We start from the raw sequence: 17,143 nt of genomic DNA, 5'->3' as shown, positions 1-17,143 counted from the left end.
GTCCGCACTGTCGGTGCCGACAGTGCGGACGCCGGGTCTGTGGATAGAGTTCTGCTATCAGGGCCATCTGAAGTAACGGTCCGGCGTTCGGCACACGGCCGCGCCGGGCAGTGTGCATCACACCGAAAGTGACAGAATTTATTATGAGCAACGTCTACTTCGACATCACCATCGACGGCGCCCCCGCAGGCCGCATCGTCTTCAACCTCTTCGACGATGTCGTCCCGAAGACCGCCCGCAACTTCCGCGAGCTGGCCACGGGGCAGAACGGCTTCGGCTACGCGGGCTCCGGCTTCCACCGCGTCATCCCGCAGTTCATGCTGCAGGGCGGTGACTTCACCAACCACAACGGCACCGGTGGCAAGAGCATCTACGGCGAGAAGTTCGCGGACGAGAACTTCGACCTGAAGCACGACCGCCCCTACCTGCTGTCGATGGCGAACGCCGGCCGCAACACCAACGGCTCGCAGTTCTTCATCACCACCGTCGTCACCTCGTGGCTCGACGGCAAGCACGTCGTCTTCGGCGAGGCCGTCGAGGGCCAGGAGATCATCGACAAGATCGAGTCCCTGGGCTCGCAGTCGGGCGCGACCAAGGCGAAGATCGAGATCGCCGCTTCCGGCGTCGTCGAGGGCTGAGCCTGTCTCGGTAACCACGTGACCGGGCCCCGGGGACGATGTCCGTCCCCGGGGCCCGGGCTGTTTCCACGCTTGGAGGGCGGCGTACGGCCGTGGAGCGCGGCCACGTCCGAGTGCTCCTACTTCGCCTCCGAACGCGGGCGCCAGGGGTCTTCCCGGCGGCCTTCGACTGGAGCGGCGGCCTGCTGACGGAGGCCGAGTTGGCCGGACTGCGGTCCGAGCACTCCACCCCGGCCGTCCGCCCGGGACTCCAGCCGCTCGACCACACGCTGGTCGAGTCACTGATCGAGGACGGGCGGTCCTCCTACGCCGATCTCGCCCGCCGCGCCGACACCACCCCGCTCACCGCCCGGCGCCGACTGGAGGCGCTGGTCGACAACCAGGTGCTCAGGCTCGCGACCGAGGTCGACCTGGCCCGGCTGGGCATCCGTACCGAGGCACTGCTGTGGATCACCGTCGCACCCGGCGGTCTGGAGGAGACGGGCCGCCGGCTCAGCCGCCACCCGCAGGTCCGCTTCGCCTCCGCCACCATCGGCCCGGCCAACCTCCTCGTCGCGGTCGCCGCCACCGATCTCGACGCGCTGTACCGCTTCGTGAGCGAGACCATCGGCGCCCTCCCCCACATCTCCACGCTTGAGGTCACCCCCTCCTGAGCGGGGTCAAGCGGACCGGTCTCGTCCGCCCCGGGAGCCTCTGAACCGGCGGCTTCACGGCGGACCGGCCGAACCGAACGGGACGACCGAACAATTACCAAACCCGATCACCTGTGACCGTTTCCCGCGAGTGGGTTTGGCGCCGTGCCCGGGCCGTGCAGGATGGGACCGTGGCAGGCAACCTCCCCGTCGTAACGACCAGCTTCGTCGGCCGCGCAAGCGAACTCGACGCGGTCAGAACCGCGTTGACGCAGCACCGGTCGGTCACTCTCACCGGTGGCGGAGGTGTGGGCAAGAGCCGCCTTGCGCTGCGCGTCGCGGAACAGGTCAGGGACCGGTACGCCGACGGGGTGTGGTGGGTCGATCTCTCGAACCTCTACGACGACCGGCTCTTCACCGCCACGGTCTGCGACGCCGTCGATCTCCTGGACCACAATCCGCGCGCCCCCGTCGAGGCGCTGTGCGAGTGGCTGGCCGGCCGGCAGGTGCTGCTCGTCTTCGACTGCTGCGAGCGCGTACTGCCCGCCTGCCTTCTCCTGATGAGCGAACTCCTCGCCTCCGCACCGGGGTTGACGGTCATGGCCACCAGCAGGCAGCCCATCGGTGTCCGGGAGGAGCAGCTCGTCGAGGTGACGCCGCTGTCGATGGACGACGGCGGTGCGAGCGACGCCGTCCGCCTGTTCCGCGACCGCTGTGCCACAGCCGCCCCGGACGTGTCCCTCGACTCCCCCGGCTCCGCCGAAACCGTCTCCGCCATCTGCCACCGCCTGGAGGGGATCCCGCTCGCCGTCGAACTGGCCTGTGCGCGCCTGCGGGAGAACAGCCTCGGCGAGATCGCCGAGCGCCTCGCCTCACGCCTCGACACGCTCGTCGACGAGACCGCGTGGCCCCGGCGCCAGCGGGCCCTTCGCACGACGATCGGCTGGAGCCACGAACTGTGTTCCCCGCTGGAACGCCTGCTGTGGGCCAGGCTCTCCGTCTTCCGCGGCCCCTTCGACACGGCCGACGCGCAGTCCGTGTGCGCCGGCGGCCCGCTCGAAGCCGACGCCGTCCCCCGGCTCCTCGACCGGCTGGCCGACCAGTCCGTGCTGCAACGGGTCGGCGTCCGCTACCGCATGCTGGACACGCTGTGCGAGTACGGCGCCATGTGGCTCGCGGAACTCGGGGAGGATCAGACACAGATCCGCCTCCACGCCGCACACTTCGCCACCATGCTGGGCGAGGCCGAGGCGGGCTGGCTCAGTGAACAGCAGGTCGCCTGGTACGCGCGGGTCTCGGCGAGCCACAGCGACGTACGCGCCGCACTCGACCACCTCATCGACACGGACCCCGAAGCCGCCGTGGAAATGGCCGGCCGCACCGGCCTGTTCTGGCCCTGTTGCGGGCACCTCCACGAATCCCGCGACTACCTCGAACGTGCCCTGGCCCTCGACACGCCCAAGGGCCCCTCCCGCACCCGCGCCCTGTGGGCCCTGGGCATCACCCTCACCCTCCAGGGCGACCACCGCAGGGCCCTGCTCGTCGGGGAGGAATGCACCGCCGCCGCACACCAGGACGGCGACCCGCAGTCCGAACTCTTCGCCGCCCACACGGTCGGCCTCACCCACCTCATGGCCGGCCGCCCCCAGGACGCGTACGAGGTGTGTGACCACGCCCTGATCACCCACGGCCAGTCGCCGCCGTCGGGCGCGCCGCAGCTCTGCTGCATGGTGATCCGCACCTTCGCCCACTCCGCGCTGGGCCGACTCGCCGAGGCCTACGAGGCGGCCGTCGCCCTGCGCCGGCTCAGTGTGCGGTACGGCGAGCACTGGGCGCGGTCGTACGCGTTCCACCAACTCGCCTTCATAGACCTCCTCCAGGGGCGCGCGCACGACGCCGAACTCCATGCCCGGGCCATGCTCACCAGCAAGCACAACCTCCACGACAATCTCGGCATCGCCCTCGCGCTCGACCTCCTCACCGGAGCCAACGCCGTACAGGGCAACGGCATCGCGGCAGCGCGCACGTCCGGTACGGGCAACACCTTCTGGCGCATGCTCGGCCACCCGAACCATGGCACCCCCGAACTCTCCGCCGTCCGCGAGGAATGGGAGCTCCAGGCCCGCAAGGCGGTCGGCGACGACGCCTACGACAGCGCCTTCCGCAACGCCCTCAACGACGACGCCGAACAGGGCCTCGCCCTGGTCATGCAGGGCCCGCTCGCATCCTGACCGCCGCCCTCACTCAGGTGCTTCGACGGTGAACGTCAACTGGTCGACGGTCGACCCGTCGTCGAGCCGACGGCGTTCGACGCCGGTGACGGTGCCGTTCAGCGTGCGGTGGGCTGCGTCGCCCTCGAAGAAGAAGATCGCGGGACCGGGCCCGATCGTTTCGTCGTGGCGGACGGTCGAGGTCTTCCGCGCGCCGGCGACGGCCTCGTAGTCGTGACTGTCGAACCGGACGATGCGACGCGCGTCCGCGTCGGGGAAGAAGTAGGTGTCCGGCAGCAGTCTCCTGATCGGCCGCAGGGTCGACCCGTCGTCGGTCGGTACGGCGACCTGGACATCGGGATGCAGATCGAGCAGCGCTTGCCGGCAGCGACCGCACGGCGGGATGAGCCCGCGCCCCCCGTCCCCCGCGGCGGCGATGGTGACGAGCGGACCCGCTCCCGCCGTGGCGGCGACACCGAGCGCGACCAGTTCGGCGCACGGTCCGCCGGTGAAGTGGTAGACGTTGACCGCCTCGTGGATCCGCCCGGCCGTGTCCATCGCCGCCGCGGCCACGGTGTGGTTCGGGTCGCCCCCGAGCGTGGCGGCGAGCCGTTCCGCCGCCTCGACGACACGGCGGGCGGATGCGGAGAGCTTCATGGCAACCATGGGGCCGACCCTAGATCAGCCCTGAGCGGGTCCGCACAGAGAGTCGATCTCCATTTCGTATAACGTTGTCGCGAGCGATGCCACCGACATTCCCCCGCGCGACACACGGCCCGGGCGTCAGACCGGTACCTCGCCCGGCCCCGGACCTTCAACGTGACCGGCACGACGACGCCTCCATGCAGGTCCACGGCTTCAACGGCACGCCGCTCACCATCCGCGGCGACACCACGCTCAGCGTCGACCTGGCGCTGGACACCAGGAACCGCGTGACCGTGGAGCTCGGTGCGGTCAGGACTGGGCAGTCGTTCAGCAACGTGCTCCTGGGCTTCGACCGCTCGGGCGCCAGGGGTGGTTACCTCGGCTGCGTCGACGATCTACACATGGTTTCACACAGGAGTCGGCCATACAGAGTTGAACGCGTTCAATTTCTCCTTCATGATGGTCCTCTCGTCGGACATCCCTGACCGTCGGGACCGTCCGACGAGAGGACCAGGACCATGACGAGTTCGCTGCTCACACCGCGAAGGCGCCCTCGCGTCGGCACGACCGGCGGCGGTGCGGCGGCGACGGGGAGCACGGCCCCGACGCGGATCCTCGACTGGCGGGACCCGCTCGTGGCCTCGCTGCTCGACGGGATCGAGGTGACGGCGGACTCGGAGACCGTTCGCCGGATCGAGACCCTGCGCCAGGCCCACCACCGGATCACCGAAGCGGTACGGCCGGTGTACTCGGTGCAGGACGAACGGCCGGTGTCCGAGGTGCTGCGCCGCGGCCGTGGCTCGTGCAGTCAGCGGCTCGCCGTACTCGAAGCCGTGGCGCGGGCCGCCGGGGTGGCCACCCGGGTGCGCGGTCTGCTGGTGGACGGGACGCTCTGGTATCCGCGCTTCCCCCGGTTGCGCCGGATCGTCCCGGACCAAGTTCTGCTGGCCTGGCCGGAATTCCGTCTGGACGGCGCGCCGTCCGCTTCCTGGCTGGCGGTGTCCGAACTCTTCGGCAGTCTTGGGGAGTTGAGCGAAGGAGCCGGCGCCGGTTTCACCAATTCCGGCTCGGAGACACTCTTCGAGGCGCTGGCCAGAACGGCGATCGACTGGGACGGGGCGACACTCTGCCCGACAGCCGGAGGCACCGGATGCGACCTCTCGGCCTACATAGTGGCGGATCTGGGCCACTTCGACTCGCGCGACGAACTCTTCGCGCGGCACGGTCAGACCCTCTGCCCGGTGGCGAGAGTGCTGGCCGAGCCCGTCATGGGGCGGCACCGGGCGGCGTAGCATCCGACGCCCCGGTCAGCCGAACGGCTCCAGGTACTCCTGGGCACGCCCGAGCGGCCAGACCTCACCGATCTTGTGCGCGATGTCGAAGAGATTCGCCGCGTGGATGTCGGGATCGCGGTCGCCGACCGCCTCCTCGACCACGATCGGGACGAATCCGTGCTGCATGGCGTCGAGGGCGGTCGCGCGGACACAGCCGCTCGTCGAGAGTCCGCCGACGAGGACCGTGTCGATGCGGGCGGCAGTGAGGTGCTCTGCCAGTCCGGTGCCGAAGAAGGCGCTCGGGCACTGCTTCGTCACCGTCAGTTCGCCCGCCGCCGGGGCCAGTCCGTCGATGAACTCGCCGAAGGGGCTGCCTTCCACGAATACGCGCAGGCTCGGCACCTTGCGCAAGAAGACCCCGCCGTCACTGCCGTCCGCCCTCAGCAGCACCCGCGTGACGACGACCGGAATCCCTGCTCGGCGCGCGTCGGCCAGCAGGGTCCTCATCGCGTCGGCCGCCGGTTCGACGCCGGCGTAGAGCGGGCAGTCCGGGTCGACGTACGCACGGGCAGGGTCCACCAGGACCAGCGCCGGGGAGGTGCCGGGGCTGAGCCGCCCGTCGAGCCCGGCGCGCTCGTAGTCCTCCTCCTGGGCACGACGGGTCATGGCGACGGCCTTCCTGTCCTGGCGGGTCCGGAGCGGCTCCCGGAGCAGTCGGACAGCGGGTGTCCGGCTCCGGGGCCGCGCTCGCGGGGAAGGGATCAACTGGACTGTGCGCGGGACTTCATCAGGGGCTGGATGCGGGTGCCGAAGTTCTCCAGGCCTTCGAGGAAGTCGTCGAAGACGAGCATGATGCCCTTGGTGCCCTCGACTTCGGCGACCTCGTCGAGCAGTTTCGCGACGGTCTCGTACGACCCGACCAGTGTGCCCATGTTGAAGTTCACCGCGCCCTCGGGCAGCGCGATGGTCCGGGCGGTCGAGGTGCCGTCGGAGGTCGTGTCGGTGGCCGTCTCCCCCGCCATGTACGCCAGCGCCGCGTGGTCGGCGTTGTCGTGGTAGTCCTGCCACTTGGCGTGGGCGGCCTCGTCGGTCTCGTCGGCGATGACCATGAAGAGGGAGAGCGCGCCGACATCACGGCCGGTCTCCTCGGCCGCCTCCACGAGGGTGGCCGTGGTGCCCGACAGCGCGAGCGGGGTGTTGACGCCGCTGCCCAGGATGAAGTTGTACTCGGCGTGCTCGGCGGCGAACCGGATCCCGGTGGTGCTCTGTCCGGCGGCGACGATGTCGATGTGGCCGTCCGCCGGGCGCGGGGACAGCACGCAGTCGTCCATCTCGTAGAACTCGCCCTTGAAGTTGCTGACGCCCTCGCTCCACAGCTCCTTCATCACGGTGACGTACTCGGCGGCGCGCGCGTAGCGGTTGCCGAAGTGTTCGTCGCCGGGCCACAGGCCCATCTGGGAGTACTCGCCGGGTGCCCAGCCGGTGACGATGTTGATGCCGAAGCGGCCGGGAGCGATGGAGTCGATGGTCGTGGCCATGCGGGCGACGATCGCCGGGGGCAGCACCAGGATGGGAGTGGAGGCGTAGAGCTTGATCCGCTCCGTGACGGCGGCCAGGCCCGCCATCAGGGTGAACGACTCCAGGTTGTGGTCCCAGAACTCCGTCTCGCCGCCGAATCCCTTGAGCTTGATCATCGACAGCGCGAAGTCGAGCCCGTGTTCCTCGGCCTTCTGCACGATGGCCTTGTTCAGCTCGAAGCTCGGTCGGTACTGGGGCGCGCTCTTCGATATGAGCCAGCCGTTGTTGCCGATGGGGATGAATACGCCGATGTCCATGCCGCTCCTCGTTGGCGGGTGGGCGGTGAGCCTGACGGGGTGACAACGCGCGGGCATGATCAAGGGTTTCCGGGTCGACCACAAAGGTAGTCGTCGACCGTTACCGCTCCCCACCCCGTCCGTGAACTGCGCGATGTCCGCGGTCCCTGTTGTCGCACAGGGCGCGGGTGCCACGGATGCCGAGTATTGTCACCCGAGGGAACGTCGGCGGAACTCCGATGCAACTCGGCCTGGAATGCTGGCTGTTGAGAGCCTTGCGCGACAGCTTGAGCCAAGGGTGGGAGTCCTGCGGAGCCAGTGTCATGTGAGGCGGGAACGGTAAAATTTACGGTATGAACGCACGTCTGGCTCTGCTCGGCACTGTGGACCCCGGCGTCACCGAGAGCGAAGTCTTCCGGCTGGCACTGCAGCACGCGGTGGGCGAGCTGGGAGCCCTCGGTGGAGCGATTCATCTGCGTGGCCCGATGTCCGCGCTGCGGCTGGTGTCGTCGACCGGTCTGCCTCCCGCCCTGACCCGCCCGTGGGAGATCATCGACCAGGAGGGCCCGACGGCCCCGGCCAGGGCGCTGCACCAGGGCAGTGGTGTGTGGGTTCCGTGGGCTCCGGTGGAGTGCACGCCCGTGAGCGGTTCCGCGGGCCACAAGCTCCCGTGGCCCGGCACCGGTCTGGCCGCCGTGCCGGTGTCCGGCGGGGACCGCAGCATCGGCGCGCTCACGATGCTGATGGGCGAGCAGGGTGAGCCCACACCGCGACAGTGGGCCTTCCTCCGGGACCTGGTCGCCTGGACCGAGGAGCGCATGAGCCAGGCGCCGCCGCCCTCCGGCCCCTCCACGACGGAGCCGGCCGGCCACCGTGAGCGGCTGCGGCAGGCGCTGAAGGAGGTCAGCGTCGGTTCGTGGGACTGGGACATCCAGGGCGGCGAGCTGATCTGGGACGAGGCGGCCCTGGAGCTCTACGGCACCCGGCCCGAGGACTACACCGCGAGGGTCGAGAACTGGATGGTGTGCGTCCATCCCGACGACCTCCCGCCGACGCTGGACGCGGTGGACCGGGCGATCCGCGAGCACGACGTGTTCGAGGCCGAGTACCGGGTGCGCCGCCTGGACGGCACGTACGGCTGGACCCGGGCCCGCGGCCGGGCGACCTACGACGAACAGGGCGAGCCCCTCCGGATGATCGGTGTGGGCTGGGAGAGCAACGAGTCCCGGTCCGCCCGGGACTCCCTCAGTCGCGCCCTGCGCCACATGAGCGACGGCTTCCTCGCGGTGGACGACGACTGGCGGATCACCTTCGCCAACCTGGAGGCGGAGCGCACGCTGGGCCTGTCCGAGGAGGAGCTGTTCGGACGCCTCCTGTGGGAGCTGCCCACGGTACGGAGCGTCCCCGGCCTGGAGGACCGCTGCCGCAAGGCCGCGGCCGAGGAGACTCCGGTGGGCTTCGACGCCCAGCTGGAGGGCACCGGCCGCCGTCACCACCTGCGGCTGGTCCCGGGGCCCGACGGGGTCACCCTCTATCTCACCGACGTCACGGAGAAGCGCCAGCACGAGGAGGAGCGCAGGGCGTCCGAGCTGGCGGTGGCCCGGCGCGCGGCCCGGATCGGGGAGCTGACCGCCGCTCTCGCCAAGGCGACGACCTCGCAGGACGTGGTGGCCGCGGTCGCCCGCCGGGTGCTGCCGCCGTTCGCCGCCACCGGACTTCTGGTGCAGGCCATCGAGGGCGACCGGCTGCACACCGTGGGAGCGGACGGCTACCCGGAGGAGTTCCTCGACGTCGTCGACGGCAGCGTCCCCACCCCCGGCGAGCCGTCCTGGGACGTGATCGCGTCCGGCGTGCCGCTGTTCCTGTCCTCGGTCGGGGAGTACACGGCCCGCTACCCCGAGCTGGCCGCCAGGCCGTCCAGGGCCGAGAAGCAGGCGTGGGCGTTCCTGCCGCTGACGGCGTCCGGCCACACTTTCGGCGTCTGTGTCGTGGCCTTCGACCGCCCCCGCCGGCTCACCGACGAGGAGCGCACGCTCCTCTCCACGATCTGCGCCCTCGTCGCCCAGGCCCTGGAGCGGGCCCGGCTCTACGACGCCGAGCACAACCGTTCCCGCGCACTCCAGCGCAGCCTGCTCCCCCGGGCGCTGCCCGAGCTGCCGGCGTGCACCGCCGCGGCCCGATACCTCCCGGCGGGCCAGGGCATGGACGTGGGCGGCGACTGGTACGACATCATCCCGCTCTCCGGCGGCCAGGTGGCCCTGGTGGTGGGCGATGTGATGGGCCACGGTCTGCCGGAGGCGGCGACGATGGGCCGGCTGCGCACCGCGCTGCACACGCTCGCCGACCTGGAGCTGCCGCCCGACGAGATCATGAGCCACCTGAACGACCTCGTCGCCGGGATGGGCGAGGAGTCGTACGTGACCTGCCTGTACGCGCTCTACGACTCGACGACCCAGATCTGCTCCATCGCCGGGGCCGGTCATCCGCCGCCGGCCGTGGTGCACCCGGACGGCACGGTGCACTTCCCCCAGCTGTCGGCCGACCCGCCGCTCGGCGCGGCTGAACCGCCGTTCGAGACGGTCGAGTTGAAGGTGCCGGAGGGCAGCCTGCTCGTCCTCTACACCGACGGTCTGGTGGAGTCGTCGAAGCGTGAGATGGACGAGGGCATGGCGGATCTGGCGCGGCTGCTGAGCGCGGCCCACCGGTCCGGCGCCGGCGTGGAGGCGGGCTCCGAGCGGCTGGAGCTGGAGCGGCTGTGCGACACCCTCACGGCGGGCCTGCTGCCCGCCGAGCAGCCGACGGCCGACGACGCCGCCCTTCTCGTCGCCCGGCTGCACGCCCTGACCCCCGACAGGATCGCCTCCTGGTCGCTCCCCGAGGACCCGCGAGCGGCCGGCCAGGCCCGTCGTCATGTGCGGGAGCAGCTGAGCACCTGGGGTCTGGAGGATCTGACCCCGACCACGGAACTCCTGGCCAGCGAGCTGGTGGGCAATGTGGTGCGGCACGCCAAGGGCCCGGTCAGCCTGCGCCTCCTGCACGGCGCCGAGCTGATCTGCGAGGTCTTCGACGGCAGTCTGACGATGCCGCGGATCCGGCGCGCCACGGACACGGACGAAGGTGGCCGCGGGCTGCAGCTGATCACCGCCCTCACCCAGCGCTGGGGCACCCGGTACACCTCGACGGGCAAGTGCATCTGGACCGAGCAGGCGCTGAGCGCCTCGGGCGCTCGGCATGAACTCCCGGACGACGCACTGGAGTTGATGTTCCCGAGTCTGGAGGACTTCACCGGGGACCTCGACTCGCTGCCCTTCGGGGACGAGGACTGACGGGCACCGTCGCAAATCAGCCAGGCTCCCGCTCTTCACAACGTACCCATGGGTAACGCGAGTTCGAGCTGTTACTTTCCCCTTCAAGATCCCCGGATCTTTCGTCCGTCCCCACTCGCCTCCCCTGCACCGAGGACGCCATGCCCAACTCCCCCTCGACCGACCGCACGAGCGCACGTCACCGCAAGAGCGGAACGGTCGGCCCGATGTTCCGCCGGGTCGCCGTCATCGCGGTGACCGCTCCCGTCGCCGGGACGATCCTGTTCGGCACGTCCGCGTTCGCCGCCGGGCAGACCGCCGCCACGCTGGACCCCGCCGAGCAGCAGATCGCGACCAACCTCGACACCCGCATCCAGGACACCCGGCTGGGCACCACGCTCAGCGGCGTGGTCATCGACGCGCAGTCCAACAATGTCGTGTGGGGCCATGACGCGACCACCGCGCTCATGCCGGCGTCCAACACCAAGCTCGGCACCTCGACGGCCGCGCTCACGGTCCTCGGCCCCGATCACCGCTTCACCACGAAGGCCGTCTACGACGCCGGCACGGTCACCCTGGTCGGCGGCGGGGACCGCACGCTGACCTCCGCCGACCTCAGCGCGATGGTCACGACCGTCGTCGCGGGCCTGAAGAGCGCGGGCCTGACCTCGGTGAAGGTCCAGGTCGACGACAGCCTCTTCCCCGAGCCCTCCCTCGCCGTCGGCTGGAACGACGGCTACTACCCCGACTCCATCGCTCCCGTACGGGCGTTGGTGGTCGACGGCCATCACGTCACGGACACGTCCCTGGACGCCGGCCAGACCTTCGCGAAGCTCCTCGCCGCGCAGGGCGTCACGGTCACCGGGAGTGTCACGCACGGCGTCGCGGGCACCGGAGCCGTCCCCGTGGCGGAGCACCAGTCCGCGGCGCTGTCCACCATCGTGGAGCACATGCTCAAGGTGAGTGACAACGATATCGCCGAGACCCTGCTCCGGATGACCGCGCTCGCCTCCGGCCGCCCGGCCACCTTCGAGGACGGCACGGCGGTCGTCCGCCAGATCCTCACCCAGTACGGCATCTCGCTGACCAACTTCGAGATCCACGACGGCAGCGGTCTGTCCCGCTCCAACCGCATCCCGGCACAGACCATCGCCGACATCCTCGACCTGGCCGACAACCCGGCCAACGCACCGACGCTCAAGTACATCATCGACGGACTGCCCGTCGCGGGCGAGGCGGGTTCGACGCTGGGACCCGAGTGGGGCCGGTTCGACACCGCCGACTCGCAGTGCGCCGTCGGCAAGGTGATGGCCAAGACGGGCACGCTGACCGGCGCGATCGCGCTGAGCGGGCTGACCAAGGCGGCGGACGGGAACTGGAAGATCTTCTCCTTCATCGAGAACAACTCCACCGCCGCCCCCGCCGACACCAAGGACGCCCTCGACGGCCTCGCCGCCACCGTCAACGGCTGCTGGGCGTAAGCAAGTTCGGGCCGTCGGCTACGGCGCCGTGAAGAGCCCCGGGAAGCGCGGACCGAGCCACGGTCTGCGGCCCCAGACGACCACCTTGGCGCGGGCCATGGTGGTGGGGGCACTCCAGCGGCCGAGGGCGAGAAGGAGGAAGGCGACGGGGTCGATGGCGATCGTGCAGTCGGGGCGCCTGGGCGGCTCGTCGCTGACCGTGGGAACCCCGTCGGCGAAGGTCACGGCGAAGCGGTCGCGGCCGGTCCGTACCACGTAGCACGCGTGGTGACCGGCCGCGGCGGCGTTCACCACACGCGGCATGGCCAGCCGCATGAAGGGCAGCGTGAACGGGACGACGTCCCGCCTCACCATGTGCGGCCGGCCCAGCGCGACCGCGATGTCGTAGCCGTGCCCCAGCAGATGCGTGAGCAGGTACGAGCCCAGGGTGGCCAGGTCCATCGGCCCCATGGGTGTCAGCACCTGCTCCCGCGGAGAGCGGCCGGCGGTGTCCGTGACGAACGCCCTGGCCTGGTCGGCTATCACCGTGCCGAGAACCACCGGATCCCGCTCAGGAAACGCGGCCAGGGACGCGCTGTTGGCCATCGCGAGCCCACCCGGCGTCCCGTCGCCGTACGGCCGTGTCTTGCCCGCACCGATGTCCCGCATCAGCTTCCCCGCCAGCGCGAGATGCGCCGCCGCCTCCCCCACCGTCCACTCGGCACCCCGCAGCGGTGTCCGCGGATCGGTGCCGGCCGGGAGCAGCGCGGCGATCCGGTCGGCGGTGACGGTGATGGCGTCCTCGACTGTCATGCACGGGATCGTGCAGGGAGTGGGGCGTGGTGTCCAGTGCCGGACCAGGACGGCCGACCCGCCGCCACCCGAGTCAGCGGCCGAGGGCCTTCAGCAGATCCGCCAGCCGTTCCACCGGCTCGGGGCCGATCATGCGCAGCACGACCGTGTCCGCGCCGGCCGCTTCCAGCTCGCGGACCCGTTCGGCGGCCTGTTCCGCCGTGCCGGAGACGGTGTACACCTGCTCCGCCGGGCGGCCGAGCCAGGCGCCATGGCCGTCGACATGCGGCTGCAGCTCATGCTTCACCTGATCGGCGCTGTCCCCCACGCAACAGAAGGCGAACACCGTCATGGTGTGGTCCGCGGAAGCGCCGCCCTTTTCGACCGACGCCCGAGCGTTCCTGACATCGGACGGCCCGTGCCCCTCGGCGACCACCGTCCCGTCCGCGGCGCGCCCGGACAGCTCCAGCGAGCGGGGCCGCACCACACCCGCGACCACTGGCGGCGGCTCCGTCGGCGGATGGACCAACTGGACGCCGGCCAGCCGCACTTCCCGCCCTTCCATGACGACGCGCTCCCCACGGAGCAGGGCGCGCACGGAGCGGATCGTCTCCTCCAGCAGAGCCAGCGGTGACCGCGCGACCGCGTCGACGTCGGCCATCCACTCGGTCACCCCGTGCCCTATCCCGGCGACGAGCCGGCCGGGGAACACCCGCGCCACCGTGGCCACCTCCATCGCCAACAGTGCCGGACTGCGCAACGGGGCCGGCATGATCCCGATGCCCACCCGCAGCCGCTGTGTCGCTCCCAGTGCGATGGCGGCGGCGGATATCCCTCCGTTCCATCCCAGGTCCTCGACCACCCAGAGATCGTCCACACCGAGCACCTCGACCTGCCGCGCGAATCCGGGCAACTCCTCCGGGGCCCAGTCGCGGTTGTACATCACACCGATCCGAAGCTGTGTCATGAGGTGGGGCCTCTTCCCGTCGTGGCGCGCCGCCGATCTTGCATACGGGTCCCCACTCTCCGCGATCCCCGGCCCGAGTGTCTACGGCCGCGATGTCGCCAGCGCCGAGATGAGCCCCTCGGCCAGGCGCGCGGCCGGGTCCGGGTCCCCGTGTTCCGTCAAGGCCCTTACAACGGCACGGAGTTGGGCCGCCGGAAACGTGTCGGCGTACGCCTCGCACCCGTCGCTCGCGTACGCCCGCGCCAGCGCGGGACCGAGTGCCTGCGCGTGGGCCTCGGCGCAGGCCCGCGCGTTCGCGTCACTGCTCAACTGCGCGTACTCGTGGCCGTATCCGTCCGCGTCGGTCGCGGAGAAGCCGTTGGCCAGCGCGTAGTCGCGGGCGCCCGTATGGGCCTCGGTGTACGCGCCGGCCCGGTCGTAGGCCGCGTCGTAGAGGTGCAGGAGCATCGGGGTGAGCGCCGTTCTCCAGGTGTCCTGGTCCGGTGTCCTGCCGCGCGCCGCAGCACGGTGCAGGTCTCGCGCGGCCGCGAGCGCGGCGGCCTCCCTCTCCTGCGCCGCCTCCGCGAGGAGCGGCAGGATCGTCTCGGCCTGCCAGACATGGACGGTGAACAGGCCTTCCGTGTCCGGGACTTCGTCGAGACGGTCGTGCAGACGGGCCGTCCAGTCGTCGCGGACGTCCGCCGGCAACTGCCAGGGGAGGTCAGCGGCGATGTGCCGCAGCCAGGCCGGAGCGCTATCGGTCGTGGGCATCGCTCAGGCCTGCAGGGAACTGCCGTTGACGGCCACGCGGCGGCCCTCCCGGGTGTGCGGGAAGTAGTCCCAGACGGCGTGGTGCTGGACGCTGCGGTTGTCCCAGAGGACGAGGGTGCGCTCCTGCCAGCGGACCCGGCAGTGCAGCAGCGGCGTGCGGGCTATGTGCGCGTACAGGAGGTCGAGGAGGGCGTCGCTCTCGGCGCGGGACAGCTGGGTGATGTGGGAGGTGTAGGGAGCGTTGACGAAGAGCAGCTTGCGGCCCGTCTCCGGGTGCCGGACGACGACCGGCTGTTCGGTGCGCGGTACCTCGTACTCGGGCGGTGGGGTCTGTCCGGCGGCGGTCCAGGGGAGGGCTCCGTCGTGCAGAGCGGTCAGGCCGTCGAGGAAGCCGCGCATCGTGGGTGACAGCAGGTCGTAGGCGAGGTGCATGTTGGCGAAGACGGTGTCGCCGCCGCTGCCGCCCTCGGGAATGGTCGTGATGTAGAGCAGTGAACCGAGGGAGGGCTCGGGGTCGGCGGTGCCGTCGGCGTGCCAGCCGTTGCCGGCCACGGCCCGGGACTCCTTGGTCGCCTTGATCTCCAGGATGTACGGGTCGGATCCCTCGGGTGCGAGGGCGACGGGGTGCAGTTCGCCGAAGACGCCCGCGAACCGCTTGTGTTCCTCGGGGGTGATGTCCTGGTCGCGGAAGACCAGGACGTGGTGGGCCTGGAACGCGTGCTGGAGCTCCTTCTCCTGCTGGGGCGTCAGCTCCCGGGACAGGTCGAGGCCGGTGACCTCGGCGCCCAGCAGCGGGGTGATCGGCTCGACGGACAGGGTGTCGTAGGGCTCGGCGGGGCGGGTGGTGAGCCGTTCGACGGCCTTGAGCGCGTAGTCCTCCATGGGGGACCTCCTTGGTGTTGGTGTAGGTGGGGTGCAGGGGGGAGGCTCACAGGCCTCGGTCGAGGAGTTCGGACACGACGAGGCGGCCGTAGGCGAGGTTGCCGTGGATGGTGTCGTCCGGCTGGCAGAAGGCGGGGCGTTGCAGGCCGGTCCCGTCGGTGACGCGTGTGCGCAGATCCACCAACTCGGCTCCTTTTGTCGCGAGTTCGGCTACGAGGATGTCCTGCGCGGCGAAGAAGACGTCCGGGTCGGACATGCCGGGGACGCGCTGGGGCGGCAACGGCGCCAGTACACGCAGTCCCAGGGCGGCGGCGTGGTCGTAGAAGGCGAGCGCGCCCCGGGCGGTCGCACGGATCAGGTCGGCGAAGAGGCCGCTGTGCAGGAAGGCGGTCGGGACGGTGCCGTGGCGGTCGCGGTAGAGGTCCCAGTTCTGCCGGGTGGCGACGGTGTGGGCACTCAGGCCGAAGGTGCACACCAGCGGTACCCGGAGTTCGGCGAGCGCGGGCACGTCGAGGGTGTCGAGGAACTCGCGGTACAGCCGCTGTGTCTCGGCCTGCCGGAAGGTGAGGTCGGTGGTGTCGGTGTCAGTGTCGAAGAAGGGTCCCAGGAAGTCGCGCCCGGAACCGACCGGGCCGCCGGCGAAGGGCAGGTCGGCCGCCTGGGCGGCGCGGCCGATGCAACCGGCGTGGGAGTCACCGAGCAGAAGGAAGCGGGCGGGGGTTGTAGTAGTCGAGCACTGCGTCGTCACACCGGTTGTCCTCTCCGCCGTCGACGAGGGTGGGGGTGATGGTCGTGGTGGTGACGGGCATGGTGCTGGTCCGGCCCTGGACGGCCTCGAAGAAGTGCCGCATCACGAAGGCCACCCCGTCGGGGCTGACCGTGCGGAGGTTGGGTTCGTAGAAGGCCGCCCGGTAGGGGTGCCCGGTGACGATCTCGTACGACGGGAAGTAGTCGATGTCGGCGTTCTCGTCGGCGAGTTGGCCGGCCGCCGCGCGCAGGACGGACTTGGAGTGGGTGGTGGCGACGAGGGCGTGACGGCCGGTGGCGGTGGCCGTCAGGGGAACCGGGGAGACGGTGAGGACCATTCGTAGCCGGGAGTTGACGGTGCGGGCCAGGGCGAGCAGGGACGTCAGGTCGTCGTGCACCCGGGCCACCGTGTGGTTGCGCAGCACGTGCCGGGCGGGGTCGAAGGTGCCGCGTACGGTTCCGGGGCACATCGGCAGCACCGTGCCGGTACGGGTGTCGTGCCAGGCCTCGGTGAGGCCGAGGGTGAAGACGAGGACGTCGGCCTTGGTGAGGGCGGTGCGGACGGCGGCGAGGGTGGTGTCGCGGGAGCGCAGCAGGTCGGCGGGCGAGGCGAAGCCGTCCGGTTCGACGGTGGGCCGGTACGGGTCGTGGAAGGCGCCGTCCTCCGCCCAGACCTCCTCGGGAGGTTTCTCCTCGTCGAGCGCCCAGGCGATCCACTGGCGCAGTGCGGCGGCGGTGTAGATGTTGCCGGTCCGGAAGGAGAAGCGGCGGTAGCCGCGCGCCGACCGCTCCGCGCGGGTGAGGCCCGGCGGCGGCGGTTCGGCGTCGTACCAGTGCATGCCCTCCTCCAGTAGGGCCCGTCCGATGTGGGCGGCGAAGCAGGATCCGGCGGTGACGACGGGATCGTCCTGGCCGATGGCGAACTTCGGCGTCCACAGGTCGGTGATGTCGAGCGGGTCGGGTTCGGCGACCGCGGTGCGCCAGAAGGACCGCTCGGGCAGACGGGTGTAGGGGTGCCGCACGGTGG

Annotated in this window: 16 protein-coding genes; 7 read left to right on the top strand and 9 right to left on the bottom strand. The window is 70.7% G+C overall.

What is annotated here, in order from left to right; all coding sequences use genetic code 11:
* The first annotated feature begins 143 nt into the window (after nucleotides 1-143).
* From ACWDEW_RS33445 to ACWDEW_RS33435, 3 genes are all read left to right on the top strand, one after another.
* The gene (locus tag ACWDEW_RS33445) at nucleotides 144-638 is read left to right on the top strand and encodes a peptidylprolyl isomerase (protein ID WP_019074196.1); all 495 of its coding nucleotides are present in this window, start codon (nucleotides 144-146) and stop codon (nucleotides 636-638) included.
* Nucleotides 639-751: 113 nt separating this feature from the next.
* Entirely contained in the window at nucleotides 752-1,291 is a 540-nt protein-coding gene (locus ACWDEW_RS33440; RefSeq protein ID WP_450517787.1) for an Lrp/AsnC family transcriptional regulator, read from the top strand.
* Nucleotides 1,292-1,461: 170 nt separating this feature from the next.
* The gene (locus ACWDEW_RS33435) at nucleotides 1,462-3,501 is read left to right on the top strand and encodes an ATP-binding protein (protein WP_450517785.1); all 2,040 of its coding nucleotides are present in this window, start codon (nucleotides 1,462-1,464) and stop codon (nucleotides 3,499-3,501) included.
* Between the two features lie 9 nt (nucleotides 3,502-3,510).
* Here ACWDEW_RS33435 and ACWDEW_RS33430 read toward each other — a convergent pair whose 3' ends face one another.
* Nucleotides 3,511-4,146 carry a hypothetical protein gene (locus ACWDEW_RS33430; RefSeq protein ID WP_450517783.1) on the bottom strand — a complete coding sequence of 212 codons (636 nt, stop codon included), beginning with the start codon at nucleotides 4,144-4,146 and terminating at the stop codon, nucleotides 3,511-3,513.
* 176 nt (nucleotides 4,147-4,322) lie between these two features.
* Between ACWDEW_RS33430 and ACWDEW_RS33425 the strand changes: the two genes are divergently transcribed.
* A complete protein-coding gene (locus ACWDEW_RS33425; protein WP_450517782.1) occupies nucleotides 4,323-4,610 on the top strand; it encodes a hypothetical protein in 288 nt (95 codons plus the stop codon).
* A gap of 33 nt (nucleotides 4,611-4,643) precedes the next feature.
* Nucleotides 4,644-5,417: a transglutaminase domain-containing protein gene (locus tag ACWDEW_RS33420; RefSeq protein WP_450517780.1), complete on the top strand. Its 774-nt coding sequence runs from the start codon at nucleotides 4,644-4,646 to the stop codon at nucleotides 5,415-5,417.
* A 15-nt stretch (nucleotides 5,418-5,432) separates the two neighbouring features.
* Here the strand turns inward: ACWDEW_RS33420 and ACWDEW_RS33415 are convergent, their stop codons facing one another.
* Nucleotides 5,433-6,065 carry an isochorismatase family protein gene (locus ACWDEW_RS33415; RefSeq protein WP_450517778.1) on the bottom strand — a complete coding sequence of 211 codons (633 nt, stop codon included), beginning with the start codon at nucleotides 6,063-6,065 and terminating at the stop codon, nucleotides 5,433-5,435.
* Between the two features lie 95 nt (nucleotides 6,066-6,160).
* A complete protein-coding gene (gene rutA, locus ACWDEW_RS33410; protein WP_450517776.1) occupies nucleotides 6,161-7,234 on the bottom strand; it encodes a pyrimidine utilization protein A in 1,074 nt (357 codons plus the stop codon).
* A gap of 332 nt (nucleotides 7,235-7,566) precedes the next feature.
* On the opposite strand from rutA, the gene ACWDEW_RS33405 reads away from it, so the two are divergent.
* Both ACWDEW_RS33405 and dacB read left to right on the top strand, forming a co-directional pair.
* Nucleotides 7,567-10,539, top strand: coding sequence for a SpoIIE family protein phosphatase (locus ACWDEW_RS33405; protein WP_450517774.1), 2,973 nt, complete (start codon nucleotides 7,567-7,569; stop codon nucleotides 10,537-10,539).
* Nucleotides 10,540-10,679: 140 nt separating this feature from the next.
* The gene (gene dacB, locus ACWDEW_RS33400) at nucleotides 10,680-11,999 is read left to right on the top strand and encodes a D-alanyl-D-alanine carboxypeptidase/D-alanyl-D-alanine endopeptidase (protein ID WP_450517772.1); all 1,320 of its coding nucleotides are present in this window, start codon (nucleotides 10,680-10,682) and stop codon (nucleotides 11,997-11,999) included.
* A gap of 18 nt (nucleotides 12,000-12,017) precedes the next feature.
* On the opposite strand, the gene ACWDEW_RS33395 is transcribed toward dacB, so the two are convergent.
* The 6 genes from ACWDEW_RS33395 to ACWDEW_RS33370 all read right to left on the bottom strand — a co-directional run bounded on the left by ACWDEW_RS33395 (nucleotide 12,018) and on the right by ACWDEW_RS33370 (nucleotide 17,138).
* A complete protein-coding gene (locus tag ACWDEW_RS33395) occupies nucleotides 12,018-12,791 on the bottom strand; it encodes a maleylpyruvate isomerase family mycothiol-dependent enzyme (protein ID WP_450517770.1) in 774 nt (257 codons plus the stop codon).
* A gap of 73 nt (nucleotides 12,792-12,864) precedes the next feature.
* Nucleotides 12,865-13,737, bottom strand: a complete 873-nt coding sequence (locus tag ACWDEW_RS33390) for an LLM class flavin-dependent oxidoreductase (RefSeq protein WP_450517768.1) — start codon at nucleotides 13,735-13,737, stop codon at nucleotides 12,865-12,867.
* An 81-nt stretch (nucleotides 13,738-13,818) separates the two neighbouring features.
* Nucleotides 13,819-14,487, bottom strand: coding sequence for a hypothetical protein (locus tag ACWDEW_RS33385; RefSeq protein WP_450517766.1), 669 nt, complete (start codon nucleotides 14,485-14,487; stop codon nucleotides 13,819-13,821).
* Nucleotides 14,488-14,490: 3 nt separating this feature from the next.
* Nucleotides 14,491-15,369 (bottom strand): TauD/TfdA dioxygenase family protein, encoded by an 879-nt coding sequence (locus tag ACWDEW_RS33380; RefSeq protein WP_450517764.1) that lies wholly within the window; start codon nucleotides 15,367-15,369, stop codon nucleotides 14,491-14,493.
* Between the two features lie 46 nt (nucleotides 15,370-15,415).
* Nucleotides 15,416-16,117: a hypothetical protein gene (locus ACWDEW_RS33375; RefSeq protein WP_450517762.1), complete on the bottom strand. Its 702-nt coding sequence runs from the start codon at nucleotides 16,115-16,117 to the stop codon at nucleotides 15,416-15,418.
* The gene (locus ACWDEW_RS33370) at nucleotides 16,062-17,138 is read right to left on the bottom strand and encodes a GSCFA domain-containing protein (protein ID WP_450517760.1); all 1,077 of its coding nucleotides are present in this window, start codon (nucleotides 17,136-17,138) and stop codon (nucleotides 16,062-16,064) included. The genes ACWDEW_RS33375 and ACWDEW_RS33370 overlap by 56 nt, the downstream gene beginning before the upstream one ends.
* Between the last annotated feature and the right edge of the window lie 5 nt (nucleotides 17,139-17,143).

It is taken from the genome of Streptomyces sp. NPDC001100, from assembly GCF_053598575.1.
Note: the sequence above shows the minus strand (reverse complement) of the source record. Positions and strands in the feature narration are given on the sequence as shown.